Below are 15,656 nucleotides of genomic sequence, written 5' to 3'. Positions count from 1 at the left end.
TGTTATCCTCCTGATTGTATGAAAGAAGGACCCTCTCAGAAAAAGGGTCCCCACACAGCTTTTTGGTATACCACTTCCGTGATTACACTTCCATGATTTCTTTTTCTTTCGTTGCTGCAGATTCATCAATCTTCTTGATATACGAATCCGTCAACGTTTGAACGTCATCTGCATATCCGCGGAGATCGTCTTCTGTTAACTCGCCATCTTTTTCGAGTTTTTTCAAGTTTTCGTTAGCGTCACGGCGAACGTTACGGACAGCGACTTTCGCCTCTTCCGCATATTTTTTCGTGATTTTAACCAGTTCTTTACGACGTTCTTCCGTCAAGGCAGGAATCGCCAAACGGATGACTGTTCCGTCAGAAGATGGAGACAAGCCGAGGTCTGCCTTTTGAATCGCTTTTTCTACTTCTGAAACCATTGATTTATCCCATGGTTGAATCAAGAGCAAGCGCGCTTCTGGTGTATTGATGTTTGCCACTTGATTGAGTGGTGTTGGAACACCATAGTAATCAACTTGAACAGGATCCAAAATCGATGCGCTGGCACGGCCAGTGCGAAGCGTACCAAAATCACGTTTCAGTGACGTGTGCGCTTTTTCCATTTTTTCTTCAGCTGTTTGCAATACTTCTTTGACACTCATGAATTGACTCCTCCTACTACCGTCCCGATATGTTCCCCGAGTACGACACGTTTAATGTTACCTTCTTCAAGCAATGAGAATACAATCAATGGAATGTGATTGTCCATACAGAGTGATGTTGCCGTTGAGTCCATGACTTGAAGCCCGTCTTTTAAGACATCAAGGTATGACAACGACTCATATTTCACTGCAGTGGCATCCAATTTTGGATCGGCAGAGTAGACGCCGTCCACATTGTTTTTACCCATTAAAATGACATCGGCTTCGATTTCAGCAGCGCGAAGTGCAGCTGTCGTATCCGTTGAGAAATATGGGTTTCCTGTACCCGCTGCAAAGATGACGACGCGACCTTTTTCAAGGTGACGCATTGCCCGGCGACGAATGTATGGCTCAGCAACTTGTCGCATTTCAATTGATGTTTGGACGCGCGTTTGGACACCGTACGTTTCAAGGCTGTCTTGAAGGGCAAGTGAGTTTAAGACAGTCGCGAGCATTCCCATGTAGTCTGCATTTGCCCGGTCCATTCCAAGTTCACTACCCGTCTTTCCACGCCAAATGTTTCCGGCACCAACAACCACGGCCACTTCTACACCCAACTCGATCAATTCTTTAATTTGATTTGAGATTGAGTTTACAATGTTAGGGTCAATCCCATAACCTTGATCTCCAGCGAGCGCTTCTCCACTCAATTTTAACACAATTCGTTTATATTTCGGTTCCATAACTTTGCCTCCTCTTGCTTGAAAAAAGGGAACACGCTCCCTTAACGAACTAACTCAAGGTTATAAAGACGTGTTCCCAATTTTGATTGCATCATATACGATGACGCAGATTATTTTTTAAGTTGGTTCATAACTTCTTCAGCAAAGTTCTCTTCACGTTTCTCCATACCTTCTCCTACTTCGAAGCGTACGAATGAGTTGACTTTCCCGCCTTTAGATTCTACATACTTACCAACTTTGAAGTCGCCGTCTTTTACGAACGTTTGGTCTACGAGGCAGATTTCCTCGAAGTACTTGTTCATGCGACCAGCAATCATCTTCTCAACGATGTTAGCAGGTTTGCCTTCGTTAAGAGCTTGCTCAGTCAAGACTTTCTTCTCACGGTCGATTTCTTCAGCTGATACTTCATCGCGTGTCGCGTAAAGTGGACGTGCTGCTGCAACGTGCATTGCAACGTCTTTTGCAACTGTTTCGTCAGACGTGCCGTCGATTACGACTACAGAACCGATGCGACCACCCATGTGGAGGTACGTACCGAATACAGCGTCGTCAGCTTTTTCAAGAACAGCCACACGGCGGAGTGAGATTTTCTCTCCGATTGTAGAAGCTTCTTCTTGGATGTACGTTTCAAGCGTTTTGCCTGCTTCGTAATCAGCTGCGAGTGCTGCTTCTGCAGTTGTTGCGCCTGAAGCGAGTACTGCTTTTGCTACGTTGTTGACGAGTGTTTGGAACTTCTCGTTCTTCGCAACGAAGTCTGTTTCTGAGTTGATTTCGACGAGCACAGCTTTGTTGCCTTCAACTGCTACTGCTGTCAAACCTTCAGCGGCGATACGATCACCTTTTGCTGCTGCTTTAGCGATTCCTTTTTCGCGAAGGAAGTCGATTGCTGCTTGCATGTCACCGTCTGTTTCAACGAGTGCTTTTTTGCAATCGAGCATTCCTGCTCCTGTTTTTTCACGAAGTTCTTTTACCATTGCTGCTGTAACTGCCATCGGAAATTCCTCCTTGTAAAACTTACGAATTTTAAGAAAAAGCACGAGGCTTTTTGAATACTTGTCCTAAAAAAAGGTGATAAAAGGCTTTCCCTTTATCACCTATTGTCTCACTGATTACTCAGCTTCTGTAGCTTCAGCTTCTGTCGCTACAGCTTCTTCAGCAACTTCTTCTTCACCTTGCTTCGCTTCGATGATCGCATCTGCCATTTTCGAAGTGAGCAATTTAACTGCACGAATTGCATCGTCGTTCGCTGGGATAACGTAGTCGATTTCATCTGGGTCACAGTTTGTATCGACAATCGCAACGATTGGGATGTTCAATTTGTGAGCTTCCGCGATTGCGATACGCTCTTTACGTGGGTCAACGATGAAGAGGGCGTCAGGCACACCAGGCATATCCTTGATTCCGCCGAGGAACTTCTCAAGACGAGTCATTTCTTTTTTCAAGATGATGACTTCTTTCTTAGGAAGTACTTCGAACGTGCCGTCTTCTTCCATTTTTTCGAGTTGCTTCAAGCGGTTAATACGCTTTTTGATTGTTGAGAAGTTAGTGAGTGTTCCACCCAACCAACGCTCGTTAATGAAGAACATACCAGAACGGATTGCTTCTTCTTTGATTGTATCTTGAGCTTGTTTTTTCGTACCAACGAAGAGGACGTTTCCGCCTTCTGCCGCGAGTTCACGAACAAAGTTGTAAGCTTCGTCTACTTTTTTGACCGTTTTTTGAAGGTCGATGATGTAGATCCCGTTACGCTCTGTAAAGATGTATTTCGCCATTTTTGGGTTCCAACGGCGTGTTTGGTGACCGAAGTGTACACCAGCTTCAAGCAATTGCTTCATTGAAATTACTGCCATGATAAATTTCCTCCTTGTGGTTTAAAAAAGTCCTCCGCCTCGTTCATTGTTGTATTCCGACCTTTCGGCACCGAGGAATATCATCCCGAGACGTGTGTGATGTGTTTAACACCGAGAACTACTATAGCATATGTCACGAAATCCGGCAACTCTCACTTTTTGCGAAGTTTCGCATATAGCGCGAGTTCACCTTCCCCTTTTCCGAGGATGCGGGCCGCGTCTCGAACCGAATGGCGCAGTAACACATCGTCTACGTCAACCGACGTTGTTGAGTTCTCTTCATTCAACTCATCGGACACGGACTCAATGTTTGCTTCAACAAGTATCGAGTCTTCCTGATGAACGTCCGCTTTACGCTCTACCGGTTCTTTCGTGACAAGGTCGTTCATCGACTCCATGAACGAGAGAAGCAACGTCTCCGTTTCCTGTTTCTCTCGTTCGAGTCGCTCAACCCGTTCTTGTAACGCCTGGACTTGACGGTACCCGAATAAAAAACCGTAAGCACCCAAACAAGCCGTGATCACATATACAATATACACTTGTTCATCTCCTTACGATGTCTTTTCTTCTAAATACGACCGTCCGAGTGCCTGCTTTAACGTCTTCAACGCTTTTGAATGGATTTGAGAAATGCGGGAAGTCGATAATTCGAGCACTTCCCCAATCTCAGTCAATGTCAATTCATCAAAATAAAATAACGATACGACGAGCCGTTCTTTTTCCGATAGATGGTCTACTTCTGTCGCGAGCACATCAATCAACTCTCGTTGAAGGAGTGTGTCTTCCGGTTTTTCGGAGTCCGGGTCGAAGTACGTGACTGACATGACTTTGCCTTCCTCTTGTAACGTCACGGCCTCGTCGATCGACAACATGTTGGCGAAATACCCTTCTGCCATCGTTCGTTCGATTTCTGAAACAGGAAGATCACAAGCAAGCGCCAACTCATTCTTCGTCGGAGCGCGATGAAGTGATTGTTCAAGTTGTTCTGCCGCCTGATCGATTTTTTTCACTTTCTCACGAACCGATCGAGGCAACCAGTCTACTTTTCGCAACCCATCGATGATGGCTCCTCGAATTCGAAATGCAGCGTACGTATCAAATTTATTATTATGCTCTGGATCATATTTCATAAGGGCATCGTACAATCCCATGTAACCCAAACTTTTCAATTCGTCGCGTTCGACGCTCTTTGGAAGCGTCACGATCATCCGTTGTACGTGGTAGTGGATGAGAAACTCGTAATGTGCTAGTAATTCGTTTGCTGTATCCATATCACGGTCCGTATTCCAGCGATCCCACAACTGTGTAAGATGAGTCGTCATGTCGATCCCCCCTTATAGTTCTTTCGTACCTACGCTCACCGTCCGAATCGATAAGACCGATGTCGCAACATCGAATTCAATCGTCCGTCCGTTATGACCGCCACAATCTTCGGCCACGAGCGGAATCCGATGAACCTTTAATGCTTGACGAATCGCCTCGGCGTTCCGTTCGCCGATTCGCATCGCTTCATTCTCATATTTGAATTGAAACATTTGTGCCCCACCAGCCATTTTTGCTTGTAACCGTGTCGCTCCCTCTCGTTTGAGAGAACGGACGAGCGTATCGATGGCTGTGTCCGCATATTTTCCTACTTCAATCGCTTGATTCTTCCTCGCAATGGTCGAGTCGGGTAACATAACATGCGCCATTGCCGCCAATTGGAGGCGAGTGTCATATAAGATGACACCTACACACGAACCAAGTCCGGCTGTCCGTAACCGATTCGGTGCCGTCGTTTGCTTCCACTCGGCGATGCCAATTTTTAAAACGTCAGCCATGACCAATCAACCGTTCTTGAATGCGTTTGAGTGAACCATGTGTTGGTAGGAACAACACATGTCCTGCACTTACTTTTTGATCAATCATAAAGGTCGTATCGATATACAGTGCGGCGTCTTCCTCAGGTTGAACCGATGTGACGACAAACTCGACGATCGATCCCGCCATATCGATGGCGGTTGCCGGTACTTGGATCATGATTGGAGTCTGCAACCAATCACCAAGTGCCCGTGCATACGCACCGCTCATAATATTCCCGACTTCTTCCCAGGCCGATTGGCCGAGTTCATCACCAGATTGGAATGAGAACGGCATGCCGATCAAAGTCGAGACCATCTGTTCGGCGTCCTCAACGGCAAATAAAATAAGAATCATACCACGAATCTCACCGTCTAACTCGAGTAGCACCGAAGCGACATGTCGCTCCGGACCACCAACCCGATCCGGTAAATAGGAGATTGGCTCCATCTCGGCCGAAGAGACCGTGATGTTTACCGGTTTGGCTAACATGGCGGATAAAGCAGTTGCCGCATGTCCAGACCCTATATTTCCCAGTTCCTTTAACAGATCTTGCTCAAACTCACTCAGCATATTGTTCCTCAAACAACGCATTCGCATCGAGAAGCGAGAAGAGTTTGTCTTCCCCTTTGGCGATTGCTGTCAAGTGTGCTGAAATCATGTCGCGACTCGACTCCGGAATCGGTTCAATCCGCACTTCATCACTTTCGACAACTTCATTTGCCCGGTCAACGATAAAGCCTGCGTCCCCTTGATTCAATGACGCGATTAAAATACGTGTCTCATCCGTCGGTTCGACTTCTTCATAACCGAGACGTAAACGAAGGTCGATGACCGGTGTGACGACACCCCGAAGGTTGATGACCCCTTTCACGTGTGACGGGGCGTTCGGGACGCGTGTGATTGGCTGAAGCCGCTCGATTGAACGGACCGATTGCACATCGATCCCGTACGTATTTTCTTCAAGTGAAAAGACTACCCATTTCTGTTCCATCCAAATTCCTCCTTAAAAGAGATCGTTACTATCTACGATAAGGGCGACGCGACCGTCACCAAGTATGGTCGCTCCTGAGATAGCTGGAATCCCTTCAAGATACGTACCGAGCGGTTTCATGACAATTTCTTGTTGGCCAATCAAATCGTTGACGACGACGCCTACGAGTTTGTTGCCTTTTCGAACGACGACGACCGGAAATTGGGATTTCGTCTCTGATTCGATCCCGAACATTTCTTTCAAATAGACGAGTGGAACCAATTGCCCACGGAAATCAAAGACGCGCTCACGATGCGCCGTCAAAATGTCTGCCTCATCAAGTAAAGTCGTCTCAAGAATCGATGACAACGGAATCGCATACGATTCCTCGCCGACTTGTACGAGCATGGCCGAGATAATCGAGAGGGTGAGTGGCAAGCTGACTTGGAATTTTGTCCCTTGTCCCGCTACCGTCTCTAACGAAACGACACCACCGAGCGACTCGATTTTATTTTTGACGACATCGAGCCCGACACCACGACCTGAAAGGTCTGTCACCACGTCTGCTGTCGAGAAACCTGGGGCGAAGATCAACATCGCCAACTCATTCTCAGTCATCATGGTCGCCTCTTCATCTGAAATGACACCACGCTCCAACGCTTTAGCACGAACTTTGTCGACATTGATCCCTGCGCCATCATCTTCAATTTCGATAAAGACACGGTTCCCGCCGTGATAAGCACGAAGGGCGAGCATGCCTTGTTCCGGCTTTCCAGCTTGTACGCGAACTTCTGGACGTTCGATTCCATGGTCGATTGCATTCCGAATCAAGTGAACAAGTGGGTCGCCAATCTCATCGATGACTGTCCGATCAAGTTCTGTCTCGGCACCTGAAATATTCAATTGAACTTTCTTATGAATATCTTTTGCGACTGAACGCACCATACGTGGGAAACGATTGAACACTTGCTCGATTGGCATCATGCGAAGTGTCAAAACAAGAGATTGCAGTTCGTTCGTACCCCGCTTGATTTTTTCAACCGTTTCATTCAATTCTGGTTGCCCTACCTCGTCAGCAAGTCGTTCCAAACGTCCACGATCGATGATAAATTCTTCAAACAAGTTCATGAGACGATCAATTCGTTCCAAGTTGACGCGAATCGTCTTCGCCTGAGCCTGGGCCGCAACTTGTTCTTTCGTATCTTTTTCTTCTTGGTCTGAAGCTGTCTGCACTACTGGTTCCGGAACTACCGCTTCAGCTGTCACTGCGACTTCTGGTTCGCTTTCTGGCGCTCCTGTGAACACATTGACTTCGACACGTTCCACTTCCGATACTTGGGCGATGGCGTGTTCGATGACTTCCGCAGTCTCTTGTGAGAGGAACAAGACGTCAAACGACAAGTCGAATTGCTCTTGTTCAATTTCTTCTGTCTCCGGATGCGTTCGTACCACTTCGCCTAGTTCTTGAAGGCGATCAAACACCATGTACGCCCGAGCCGCTTTCAAGACGACAGCGTCTGAAAGTTTCACAGTAATCTGATACGCCTCAAACCCAGTTTGTTTCGCCTGGTCAATGACCGAGTTTGTGTAAAGGTCGACGTCGAATGTACTCGACTCTTTCGCTTCGGTGACCACGACCTCTTTTCCACCGATGAATGATTGGAAGGCGGCAACCGTTTCAGAAACATCCACGTTTGCTCCTTGTCCCCCGTTCTCGATATCGGCAATCATGTCTTCCATTTGTTCCATAGCGATGAACATCGTATCCAACAAAAGTTGGTTACTTTCTTTTTTACCGCCACGGACGAGGTCGAGTGCACTTTCCATCTCATGCGTTAAATTGGCGACGCGTTCGTACCCCATCGTCGAAGACATCCCTTTTAACGTATGCGCAGACCGGAAAATCTCTTGAACGACATCCGCCCCACCCGACTGTTCTAACTTAAGTAACTGTGTGTTGATCGATTGGATATGTTCTTGGGATTCATCTAAAAACAACCCTAAGTATTCGTTCACGTCCATCTTCTTTGCCTCCCTGTCATTATACTCGGTTCCATTGTTTCCGTAAGTTCCCCATCAAACGGTCCATCAAGTGACGTGGTTTTGGAGGCGTTCCCGTAAGCGTTGTCAAAATTCGTTCGAGCCGCCAGCTAATATCACTTTTTCGATTGTATTGATAAAACGGGACTTGTGCGATGACTGCCTTTCGGACTGAAGGGTCATCCGGTAAAAATCCGAGGAATCGAATCGTCATATTTAAGAACTGCTTGCATGCGACTTCCATCCGTTCGAAACATTGCAGTGCTTCCTCTCCAGACTGAGCTCGGTTCACGATGACGCCGAGTGGTAAGTCGGGATATTGATGATGCACTAGTTTTGTATATGCGTACCCGTCCATGAGCGAAGTCGGTTCCGGTGTTAAAATCAAAAACATTTCGTCACACCCCGCAATAAATTGTAGCGAGGTGTCCGTCGCCCCGGCGCCCATATCGAAGAGGACGTAATCATATGCGGTCAGTACTTCGAGTTCTCGCATGAGAAATTGCATGTCATCTTCTGAGAGATGGACGAGTTGGTCTTGTCCACTCCCTCCATGTAATATATCGACACCATATACATTTTTCTGAACAGCTGCAGCCAATGGAATACGAGCTTTTACAGACTCAATCATCGTTCTCGACTTCATAGCGTTCATTAAAATATGGACGTTGGCCATCCCGATATCAAAGTCGACGATTAACACCCGTTTCCCGAGTTCCGAAAGGGCGATGGCCGTGTTGACGCAAACGTTCGTCTTTCCAACGCCGCCTTTCCCGCTCGCAAAAGCGATGGTCGTCGGATGGACATCATTGATTGCTCTTAAACGCCTTGCTTGGTCCATCTGGCCCACCCTTCTTTCTCAAACAGTCGTTTCGTCAATGCCTCCGCATCTCCTCGAATCAAATCATCTGGCACTTCTTGACCGTCTGTCATCCATGCGACAGGCAAGCCGCTCTTTTTCACCATTCGATACATCGCGTGGATGTCACTCGTCTCATCCGCTTTAGTGAAGATGAGCGAACTGAGGGGGAGGGATTCGAACTGGGAATAAATCATATCCATATCTTTCATTTTGGATGTCAAACTCAATACAAGCGATAGACTCGTTTCCGTGAAGTCATGATGTTCGTGAAATTGTTCAACGTAGGCTGGGTCTCGGAAGTTTCGACCTGCCGTATCAATCAATACAATATCTTTTCGCGCAAATAATTGCTTCGCTCGCTTAAAGTCATGAAAGTCGTATGCCACTTCGACGGGGATACTCATAATTTCAGCGTACGTCTTCAACTGTTCGATAGCCGCGATTCGATACGTATCTGTCGTAATCAGCCCGACCGTTTTGCCTTCTGTCAATTTGAAATGTGCAGCTAGTTTGGCAAGTGTCGTCGTTTTTCCGACACCCGTCGGTCCGACGAGCATGACATAGCGCTTCGCTTCAGGTGGCTCGACGAAAGTCGATTTAACTTGCTCATACACGAATCGTTCGGCTACTTCCACAGACTTCGTCGTATAGTAAAGCTCATTTAACGTCTCTTCCCATGACTCTTCTGCGAACGACTCCGTCGAAAGTAACGCGTCGATGTGCTGTAGTGACGAGTGGAGCCTTGGTGCTGTCCCTCCTACCATACGAGGTGTTGACGGTACTTGAGGTGATGGCGTTGCTGTTGTCGGCTCTGGTCGAACCGATTCTGTTCGCCTCGGCTTCGTGACCGCCTTCTCTTTTTCGAGTGCGGCGATGACTTCCACTTGTTTCGAAGCGAATAAACCAAACCATCCGGTCTTCACTTGCCGCGAATTGAGGATGACCGCTTCATCACCTAGCTCTTGCTTCACTTTCGTCATCGCCTCAGCCATCGTTTTCGCTGTAATTTTTTTAATTTGCATTTAAATCACCCCAATACTTTTCACTTCGACGGAACTGAGTAACTCGTTATAGGCCAAAACAGGCACATCTGGATAATATCGTTCGAGCAATTGTCGAACAAATAGTCGAATCGTCGGTGAACATAAAATGACTGCCGATGCACCGTAGCGTTCGAACATCGACAATTGTTCGCCCGTACGTTCGATGATCTCACGTGCTTGCTCCGGGTCGAGCGCCAAATAGTTCCCAAACTCGGTCTTTTGTACGGCATCTTGAACGGTCTGTTCCGTCTGACCACCTAACGTGACCACATACAATGGACCTTCTGGTGGCTTGACTTGGTCGGTCAGCTGACGAGACAATCCTTGGCGACAATATTCCCCGAGGATTTCTGAATCTTTCGTTACCTTTCCGTAGTCTGCCATCGTCTCGAACAAGAGAGGCAAGTTTCGAATCGATACGCTCTCTTGTAATAAGTGACGTAGTACTTTTTGAATTTCACCGATCGAGAGGACTGAAGGCGTCACATCTTCTACAAGTACCGGATGAGTTTCCTTCAAGTGCTCGACGAGTTGTTTCGTTTCTTCACGACCGAGTAAATCAGCGGCATGCTTTTTCAGCGTTTCGGTCAAATGTGTCGCGACGACGGATGGTGGGTCTACGACAGTGTACCCACTCATTTCAGCTCGCGTCCGTGTCTCCTCATCAATCCAAAGGGCTGGAAGTCCGAATGCCGGTTCCGTCGTTTCAATTCCATATACTTCTGGGTCTTCAATCCCTGGACTCATCGCCAAGTAATGGTCGAGTAACAACTCCCCTTCTGCGACGACGTTTCCTTTCACCTTGATGCGATACGCGTTCGGCGAGAGTTGTAGGTGGTCGCGAATACGAACCGTCGGCAAGATGAAGCCAAGTTCGAGTGCAAGCTGACGACGAATCATGACGACACGATCTAACAAGTCACCGCCTTGTGACTCATCCGCAAGGGGGATCAAACCGTAGCCGAACTCGAATTCAATCGAATCGATTTGTAAGAGCGAGACGACAGATTCTGTCGGAGCCATCGAAGGTTCTTCTTCCATAATCGGTTCCTCCGTTGCCTGCCGGATGTTTCTTCGCATCGTATACGCTCCGAAGAACGCTGTACCTGCGATGATCATCGTCACCGGAATAAGTGGAGGTGACACGAAACCGAGCAAGAAGACGATGCCGCCTGCGATATAGAGAAGCGATGGGTTTTGACCGAGCTGGTCGATGACATCCTCCCCTAAATTGCCGTCTGAGACGGCACGGGTCACGATGATCCCGGTAGCCGTTGAAATCAAGAGTGCTGGGATTTGACTGACGAGTCCGTCCCCGATCGTCATAAGCGAGAATGTTTGGAATGCCTCCCCGACCGGTAGTCCCATTTGAACGACGCCGATAATGATTCCGAAAATCAAGTTAATCGTCACGATGATGATTCCGGCGATAGCATCCCCTTTGACGAACTTGGATGCCCCATCCATCGAACCGTAAAAGTCGGCCTCGCTTTGAATTTTACGGCGACGCATCTGCGCTTCCTTGTCATCAATCAATCCGGAGTTCAAGTCAGCATCGATGGCCATCTGTTTCCCTGGCATTGCATCGAGTGTGAAGCGGGCGGATACCTCAGACACACGCTCGGCACCTTTTGTAATGACGACGAACTGAATGATGACGAGGATCAGGAAGACGACGAATCCGACAAGGACATTTCCTCCGATGACGAAGTCACCAAACGTCGCAATAACTTCCCCTCCATACCCGTTCGAGAGAATCGAGCGGGTCGTCGATACGTTCAATCCGAGACGAAACAACGTCACGATCAATAAGAGAGAAGGAAATACGGAGAAGTCAAGCGCTTCTCTGGCATTCATCGCCACAAGTAAGATCATGAGGGCGATTAAAATATTTACGATGATTAAAAAGTCTAATAAAAAGCCCGGTAACGGGATGATCAGCATGATGACAATCATCAAGACACCAATCAAAACTGCAAAGTCTTTTGCTTTTACTGCCAACACATACTCCTCCTCAAGACGGTTGCTTCATTTGATAGACGAACGCGAGCACTTCCGCGATTGCTTGGTAGAATGATTCGTCCACCACTTCTCCAATATCGATTTGTGCGTAGAGCGCACGTGCGAGCGGCTTGTTCTCGACAATCGCCACATCGTGCTCTTTTGCGACATCTCGAATATGAAAGGCGACTCGGTCGACCCCTTTTGCGACAACGAGCGGCGCAAAATCTTTCGTGTCATCGTAGCGGATGACGACCGCGTAATGGGTCGGGTTTGTGATGACGACGTCGGCATTCGGAATTTCTTGCATCATCCGTCGCATCGCCATTTCCCGTTGTTGCTGCTTAATCTTGGATTTGATGAGTGGGTCACCTTCCGAGTTTTTATACTCGTCCTTAATGTCTTGCTTTGACATTCGAATCGATTTTTCGAAATCAAATCGTTGATAGAAAAAGTCGAGTAATGCGAGTGCGAGCAAGGCGACACTCACCCAGAGCCCAAGCTCAATCGTGATACCCGCGAGCGCGACGATGGATTCTCGAATCTGCTCGACGGCCATACGGGACAATTCTTTTTGGTTTTGCCAAAGGACAGCGACAGCGGTTGTCAGGATGATTAAAAATTTGAATAAGGACTTTAAAAATTCGACGACCGCTTTCATGCTGACGATCCGTTTCACCCCTTTAATCGGGTCGATACGTTCGAGCTTTGGCTGAATCGCTTCTAACGAAAATAGCGTTCCAACTTGTAGATAATTGATGAGAATCCCAAAGACGACAGCAACGATAAAGAACGGTGCCAAAATCAGTCCGACTCGAAGCATTAAGTCGATGACCATCCCCCACATGCCCTCAGATACATTGAATAGTAAATATTGCGGGCTAAGTAAATCTCCGATTAGTGAAAGTAGCTGTTGCCCGATGAATGGTCCGAAGAATGACAGCATGAGAAACATGGCAAAGAGTGCGAATGCCCCCGTCAAATCAGCAGATTTGGCGACTTGCCCTTTCTTTCGTGAGTCTTCTCGTTTACGTGGTGTCGCTTTTTCTGTTTTTTCACCTGCAAAAAACTGCAGATTGACCGATAAAGGATATAGAGGCTTCTTCATGAGGCATCTCCTAGCATGAGCATAAAGTCGCGCATCACTTCTTGTAACAATGGAATGAACTGACTAATTCCTGTCAATGTCAATCCCATTAACAACACCATGACGGCAAATCCAGCAATAAGTTTGAAGGAAAAGCCGATTGCAAAGATATTGAACTGTGGTGCTGATTTTGCTAAAAATCCAAGTGCCAAATCAACAAGCAGTAATGATGCCATCATCGGTAAGGCCAGCTGCAAGGCGACCATCATCGTCATCGTGACGACTTTCACCGCCATCATGAGTGAGGCTTCCGTGAAATTAATCATCGGTTGACCGGGTGGATAGATTTGAAAACTGTAATAAATGCCGTCAATCAGGAGTAAATGTAAATTACTCGTCAATAAAATAAACAAGGTAAATATATAATAAAATCGTCCAATGAGTGGAGACTGTCCGCCAAACATCGGATCATATGCGGAAGCCATCGCTAATCCGAGTTGAAGATCGATGACCCCTCCGGCAATTTGCGGAGCAAAAAAGAGAATGTTAATCAATAGTCCAAGCAACAGTCCGATCATGACCTCATAGACGACTTGCAGGACGAACGCATTCGTCATCACGATTGGCTCAGTCAATGTGAACATCGCGTAATACGCTAAGAATGCACTGAACCCGACGCGATGCATGACCGGCAACTGCCTCGTCGAGAATAACGGGACACTGACAAAAAAGCCAGAAAGTCGCGCAAACGTCAGACCGTACATACTGATGAAGTCGACCACATTCATTTCGAAGCGACCTCGACCATCAGCTCAAAAATCAATCGCGTAAATCCTTCAATTTGTTGAAGCATCCACGGTCCGAAGATGACAAGACCGATGAAGACCGAGATAATTTTTGGAACGAACGAAAGCGTTTGTTCTTGAATTTGAGTCGTGGCCTGTAAAATCGAGATGACGAGACCGACAATCAGTGAAATGAGTAGCAATGGCATTGAAATTTTTAATAATGTCCACACACTCTCTGTTGCCAAGTAAATGACCATTTCTTGTGTCATGTCCGTTCCCCCTACATACTTCTAAGCAATGATTCCACAATCAAGTGCCAGCCATCGACCAATACAAATAACAATAATTTAAACGGCAATGCGATCATGACCGGTGGTAACATCATCATCCCCATCGACATGAGGACACTCGCGACGACCATATCGATAATTAAAAATGGCAAGAAAATCATGAACCCGATTTGGAAGGCTGTCTTCAATTCACTGATCGCATACGCCGGAACGAGCGCGAGAAGCGGTACGTCATCAAGTGATTCAGGCTGCTCGTAGTTCCCATACTTCAAAAAGAGTTGTAAATCTTCTTGTCTCGTATATTTCGACATAAATTCCTTCATCGTCCCACTCGCTTCATCAAACGCCTCATCTTGTGAGATTTTGTCATCGAGATAAGGTTTTAACGCGTTCTCATTCAAATCAGAGAGAACGGGGGACATGACAAACAATGTAATGAACAAGGCCAATCCGACAATCAACTGGTTTGGCGGTGTCTGCTGTGTACCGAGTGCTGGCCGAATGAAAGATAGTACGACGACGACACGTGTGAAGCACGTCATCAAAATTAAAAAAGAAGGTGCAAGTGTCAATAACGTCAATAAAATTAAGAGTTTGATGGATGTGGATGTACTGTCTGGTGTTTCTAAATTAATTAATTGCTCAAACGTTGTCATGACTTCTTCCTCACTTCTTCTAATTGAGCAAGTTGTTTCTTAAATGTATCCAAAAATGCATTCGAATTCGCCGTTCGGAGTGATAAAGGCTCTGACTGTTCTTCATCCATCGTTTCCGCATCGAGACGATCAATCAGTTGAATCGATTCCCCGACACCGAGGACATAGACCTGATCCCCGAGTTTCACGAGTTGGACGGAACGGTCTTTTCCGAGTGGGACGCCTCCTAGATGTTTCATGTGCTGAGTCGCTTTCACACCCTGTGTTTTGGAACCGAGCCAACGCATCAAGACGATGAAACCGCCGACCACGACTACGAGACTCAACACGACTTTCACGCCATTCCCAATCGTTGACGCTGTCGTTGGAACGTTACTTTCCAATTCTTCTGTCTGTTTTTGCTCGAATTGTTGGTCTACGGTGGCGGCCTCAACCGTGGTCGGAATATAAAGCCCGACCACGAGAAGAATAATCAACCACCATTTCTTCATTGTGCGACCGTTTTAGAAACCGCTTCGATGACGCGCTCTGCGTTGAACGGCTTGACGATGAAGTCTTTCGCACCTGCTTGAATCGCATCGATGACCATCGCTTGTTGTCCCATCGCTGAACACATGATGACTTTTGCGTTCGAGTCAAAACTACGGATCTCTTTCAATGCTGCGAGTCCATCCATCTCTGGCATCGTGATATCAAGTGTGACGAGGTCCGGTGTGAGTTCACGATATTTCGCGACCGCGTCAGCTCCGTTTTCTGCCTCACCTACTACGTCATATCCATTCTTAGTCAAAATATCCTTGATCATCATACGCATGAACGCTGCGTCGTCTACTACTAATACTTTTGCACTCATTCTAATTTC

At 47.0% G+C, this 15,656-nt stretch carries 19 protein-coding genes; all 19 read right to left on the bottom strand.

The window, feature by feature from the left end; all coding sequences use genetic code 11:
* Window positions 1-82 precede the first annotated feature (82 nt).
* On the bottom strand, window positions 83-643 hold the full coding sequence (frr, locus tag KNO86_RS00690) for a ribosome recycling factor (RefSeq protein WP_074034674.1): 561 nt from the start codon (window positions 641-643) through the stop codon (window positions 83-85).
* Window positions 640-1,365, bottom strand: coding sequence for a UMP kinase (pyrH, locus tag KNO86_RS00685; RefSeq protein ID WP_214691836.1), 726 nt, complete (start codon window positions 1,363-1,365; stop codon window positions 640-642). Before pyrH ends, frr begins: the two co-directional genes overlap by 4 nt.
* 110 nt (window positions 1,366-1,475) lie before the next feature.
* Complete coding sequence (gene tsf / locus KNO86_RS00680; RefSeq protein WP_074034676.1) at window positions 1,476-2,357, bottom strand: translation elongation factor Ts; 882 nt, start codon at window positions 2,355-2,357, stop codon at window positions 1,476-1,478.
* A gap of 117 nt (window positions 2,358-2,474) precedes the next feature.
* Window positions 2,475-3,215, bottom strand: a complete 741-nt coding sequence (gene rpsB, locus KNO86_RS00675) for a 30S ribosomal protein S2 (protein WP_015881415.1) — start codon at window positions 3,213-3,215, stop codon at window positions 2,475-2,477.
* A 152-nt stretch (window positions 3,216-3,367) separates the two neighbouring features.
* The gene (locus KNO86_RS00670; protein WP_214691835.1) at window positions 3,368-3,754 is read right to left on the bottom strand and encodes a hypothetical protein; all 387 of its coding nucleotides are present in this window, start codon (window positions 3,752-3,754) and stop codon (window positions 3,368-3,370) included.
* A gap of 12 nt (window positions 3,755-3,766) precedes the next feature.
* Entirely contained in the window at window positions 3,767-4,537 is a 771-nt protein-coding gene (locus tag KNO86_RS00665; protein WP_074034678.1) for a FliA/WhiG family RNA polymerase sigma factor, read from the bottom strand.
* 12 nt (window positions 4,538-4,549) lie between these two features.
* Window positions 4,550-5,035 carry a chemotaxis protein CheD gene (locus KNO86_RS00660; protein WP_074034679.1) on the bottom strand — a complete coding sequence of 162 codons (486 nt, stop codon included), beginning with the start codon at window positions 5,033-5,035 and terminating at the stop codon, window positions 4,550-4,552.
* A complete protein-coding gene (locus tag KNO86_RS00655) occupies window positions 5,028-5,627 on the bottom strand; it encodes a chemotaxis protein CheC (protein WP_214691834.1) in 600 nt (199 codons plus the stop codon). The genes KNO86_RS00660 and KNO86_RS00655 overlap by 8 nt, the downstream gene beginning before the upstream one ends.
* The gene (locus tag KNO86_RS00650; RefSeq protein ID WP_214691833.1) at window positions 5,617-6,048 is read right to left on the bottom strand and encodes a chemotaxis protein CheW; all 432 of its coding nucleotides are present in this window, start codon (window positions 6,046-6,048) and stop codon (window positions 5,617-5,619) included. The genes KNO86_RS00655 and KNO86_RS00650 overlap by 11 nt, the downstream gene beginning before the upstream one ends.
* Before the next feature lie 12 nt (window positions 6,049-6,060).
* Window positions 6,061-8,049, bottom strand: a complete 1,989-nt coding sequence (locus tag KNO86_RS00645; protein WP_214691832.1) for a chemotaxis protein CheA — start codon at window positions 8,047-8,049, stop codon at window positions 6,061-6,063.
* Window positions 8,050-8,068: 19 nt separating this feature from the next.
* Window positions 8,069-8,908 carry a MinD/ParA family protein gene (locus tag KNO86_RS00640; RefSeq protein WP_214691831.1) on the bottom strand — a complete coding sequence of 280 codons (840 nt, stop codon included), beginning with the start codon at window positions 8,906-8,908 and terminating at the stop codon, window positions 8,069-8,071.
* Window positions 8,887-9,951 (bottom strand): flagellar biosynthesis protein FlhF, encoded by a 1,065-nt coding sequence (locus KNO86_RS00635; RefSeq protein ID WP_214691830.1) that lies wholly within the window; start codon window positions 9,949-9,951, stop codon window positions 8,887-8,889. Before KNO86_RS00635 ends, KNO86_RS00640 begins: the two co-directional genes overlap by 22 nt.
* A complete protein-coding gene (flhA, locus tag KNO86_RS00630; protein WP_285800654.1) occupies window positions 9,952-11,973 on the bottom strand; it encodes a flagellar biosynthesis protein FlhA in 2,022 nt (673 codons plus the stop codon).
* A gap of 13 nt (window positions 11,974-11,986) precedes the next feature.
* Window positions 11,987-13,081: a flagellar biosynthesis protein FlhB gene (gene flhB, locus KNO86_RS00625; protein ID WP_214691828.1), complete on the bottom strand. Its 1,095-nt coding sequence runs from the start codon at window positions 13,079-13,081 to the stop codon at window positions 11,987-11,989.
* Window positions 13,078-13,848: a flagellar biosynthetic protein FliR gene (gene fliR, locus KNO86_RS00620; RefSeq protein ID WP_214691827.1), complete on the bottom strand. Its 771-nt coding sequence runs from the start codon at window positions 13,846-13,848 to the stop codon at window positions 13,078-13,080. Before fliR ends, flhB begins: the two co-directional genes overlap by 4 nt.
* Complete coding sequence (fliQ, locus tag KNO86_RS00615; protein WP_015881403.1) at window positions 13,845-14,117, bottom strand: flagellar biosynthesis protein FliQ; 273 nt, start codon at window positions 14,115-14,117, stop codon at window positions 13,845-13,847. Before fliQ ends, fliR begins: the two co-directional genes overlap by 4 nt.
* Window positions 14,118-14,128: 11 nt before the next feature.
* Entirely contained in the window at window positions 14,129-14,794 is a 666-nt protein-coding gene (fliP, locus tag KNO86_RS00610; RefSeq protein WP_074034688.1) for a flagellar type III secretion system pore protein FliP, read from the bottom strand.
* Window positions 14,791-15,285, bottom strand: coding sequence for a flagellar biosynthetic protein FliO (locus KNO86_RS00605; RefSeq protein ID WP_074034689.1), 495 nt, complete (start codon window positions 15,283-15,285; stop codon window positions 14,791-14,793). Before KNO86_RS00605 ends, fliP begins: the two co-directional genes overlap by 4 nt.
* The gene (locus KNO86_RS00600) at window positions 15,282-15,647 is read right to left on the bottom strand and encodes a response regulator (RefSeq protein ID WP_214691826.1); all 366 of its coding nucleotides are present in this window, start codon (window positions 15,645-15,647) and stop codon (window positions 15,282-15,284) included. Before KNO86_RS00600 ends, KNO86_RS00605 begins: the two co-directional genes overlap by 4 nt.
* Window positions 15,648-15,656 lie beyond the last annotated feature (9 nt).

This window comes from Exiguobacterium sp. s160 (assembly GCF_018617575.1).
In the GTDB taxonomy this organism is placed as follows: domain Bacteria; phylum Bacillota; class Bacilli; order Exiguobacteriales; family Exiguobacteriaceae; genus Exiguobacterium; species Exiguobacterium aestuarii_A.
Note: the sequence above shows the minus strand (reverse complement) of the source record. Positions and strands in the feature narration are given on the sequence as shown.

Bases quoted from the DNA above. Each gene is read 5' to 3' on its own strand.
- fliR (WP_214691827.1), bottom strand. From the start codon at position 13,848: ATGAATGTGGTCGACTTCATCAGTATGTACGGTCTGACGTTTGCGCGA.
- KNO86_RS00605 (WP_074034689.1), bottom strand. From the start codon at position 15,285: ATGAAGAAATGGTGGTTGATTATTCTTCTCGTGGTCGGGCTTTATATT.
- KNO86_RS00600 (WP_214691826.1), bottom strand. From the start codon at position 15,647: ATGAGTGCAAAAGTATTAGTAGTAGACGACGCAGCGTTCATGCGTATG.
- pyrH (WP_214691836.1), bottom strand. From the start codon at position 1,365: ATGGAACCGAAATATAAACGAATTGTGTTAAAATTGAGTGGAGAAGCG.
- fliQ (WP_015881403.1), bottom strand. From the start codon at position 14,117: ATGACACAAGAAATGGTCATTTACTTGGCAACAGAGAGTGTGTGGACA.
- KNO86_RS00655 (WP_214691834.1), bottom strand. From the start codon at position 5,627: ATGCTGAGTGAGTTTGAGCAAGATCTGTTAAAGGAACTGGGAAATATA.
- flhB (WP_214691828.1), bottom strand. From the start codon at position 13,081: ATGAAGAAGCCTCTATATCCTTTATCGGTCAATCTGCAGTTTTTTGCA.
- tsf (WP_074034676.1), bottom strand. From the start codon at position 2,357: ATGGCAGTTACAGCAGCAATGGTAAAAGAACTTCGTGAAAAAACAGGA.
- KNO86_RS00645 (WP_214691832.1), bottom strand. From the start codon at position 8,049: ATGGACGTGAACGAATACTTAGGGTTGTTTTTAGATGAATCCCAAGAA.
- rpsB (WP_015881415.1), bottom strand. From the start codon at position 3,215: ATGGCAGTAATTTCAATGAAGCAATTGCTTGAAGCTGGTGTACACTTC.
- KNO86_RS00635 (WP_214691830.1), bottom strand. From the start codon at position 9,951: ATGCAAATTAAAAAAATTACAGCGAAAACGATGGCTGAGGCGATGACG.
- frr (WP_074034674.1), bottom strand. From the start codon at position 643: ATGAGTGTCAAAGAAGTATTGCAAACAGCTGAAGAAAAAATGGAAAAA.
- KNO86_RS00660 (WP_074034679.1), bottom strand. From the start codon at position 5,035: ATGGCTGACGTTTTAAAAATTGGCATCGCCGAGTGGAAGCAAACGACG.
- KNO86_RS00640 (WP_214691831.1), bottom strand. From the start codon at position 8,908: ATGGACCAAGCAAGGCGTTTAAGAGCAATCAATGATGTCCATCCGACG.
- fliP (WP_074034688.1), bottom strand. From the start codon at position 14,794: ATGACAACGTTTGAGCAATTAATTAATTTAGAAACACCAGACAGTACA.
- KNO86_RS00665 (WP_074034678.1), bottom strand. From the start codon at position 4,537: ATGACGACTCATCTTACACAGTTGTGGGATCGCTGGAATACGGACCGT.
- KNO86_RS00650 (WP_214691833.1), bottom strand. From the start codon at position 6,048: ATGGAACAGAAATGGGTAGTCTTTTCACTTGAAGAAAATACGTACGGG.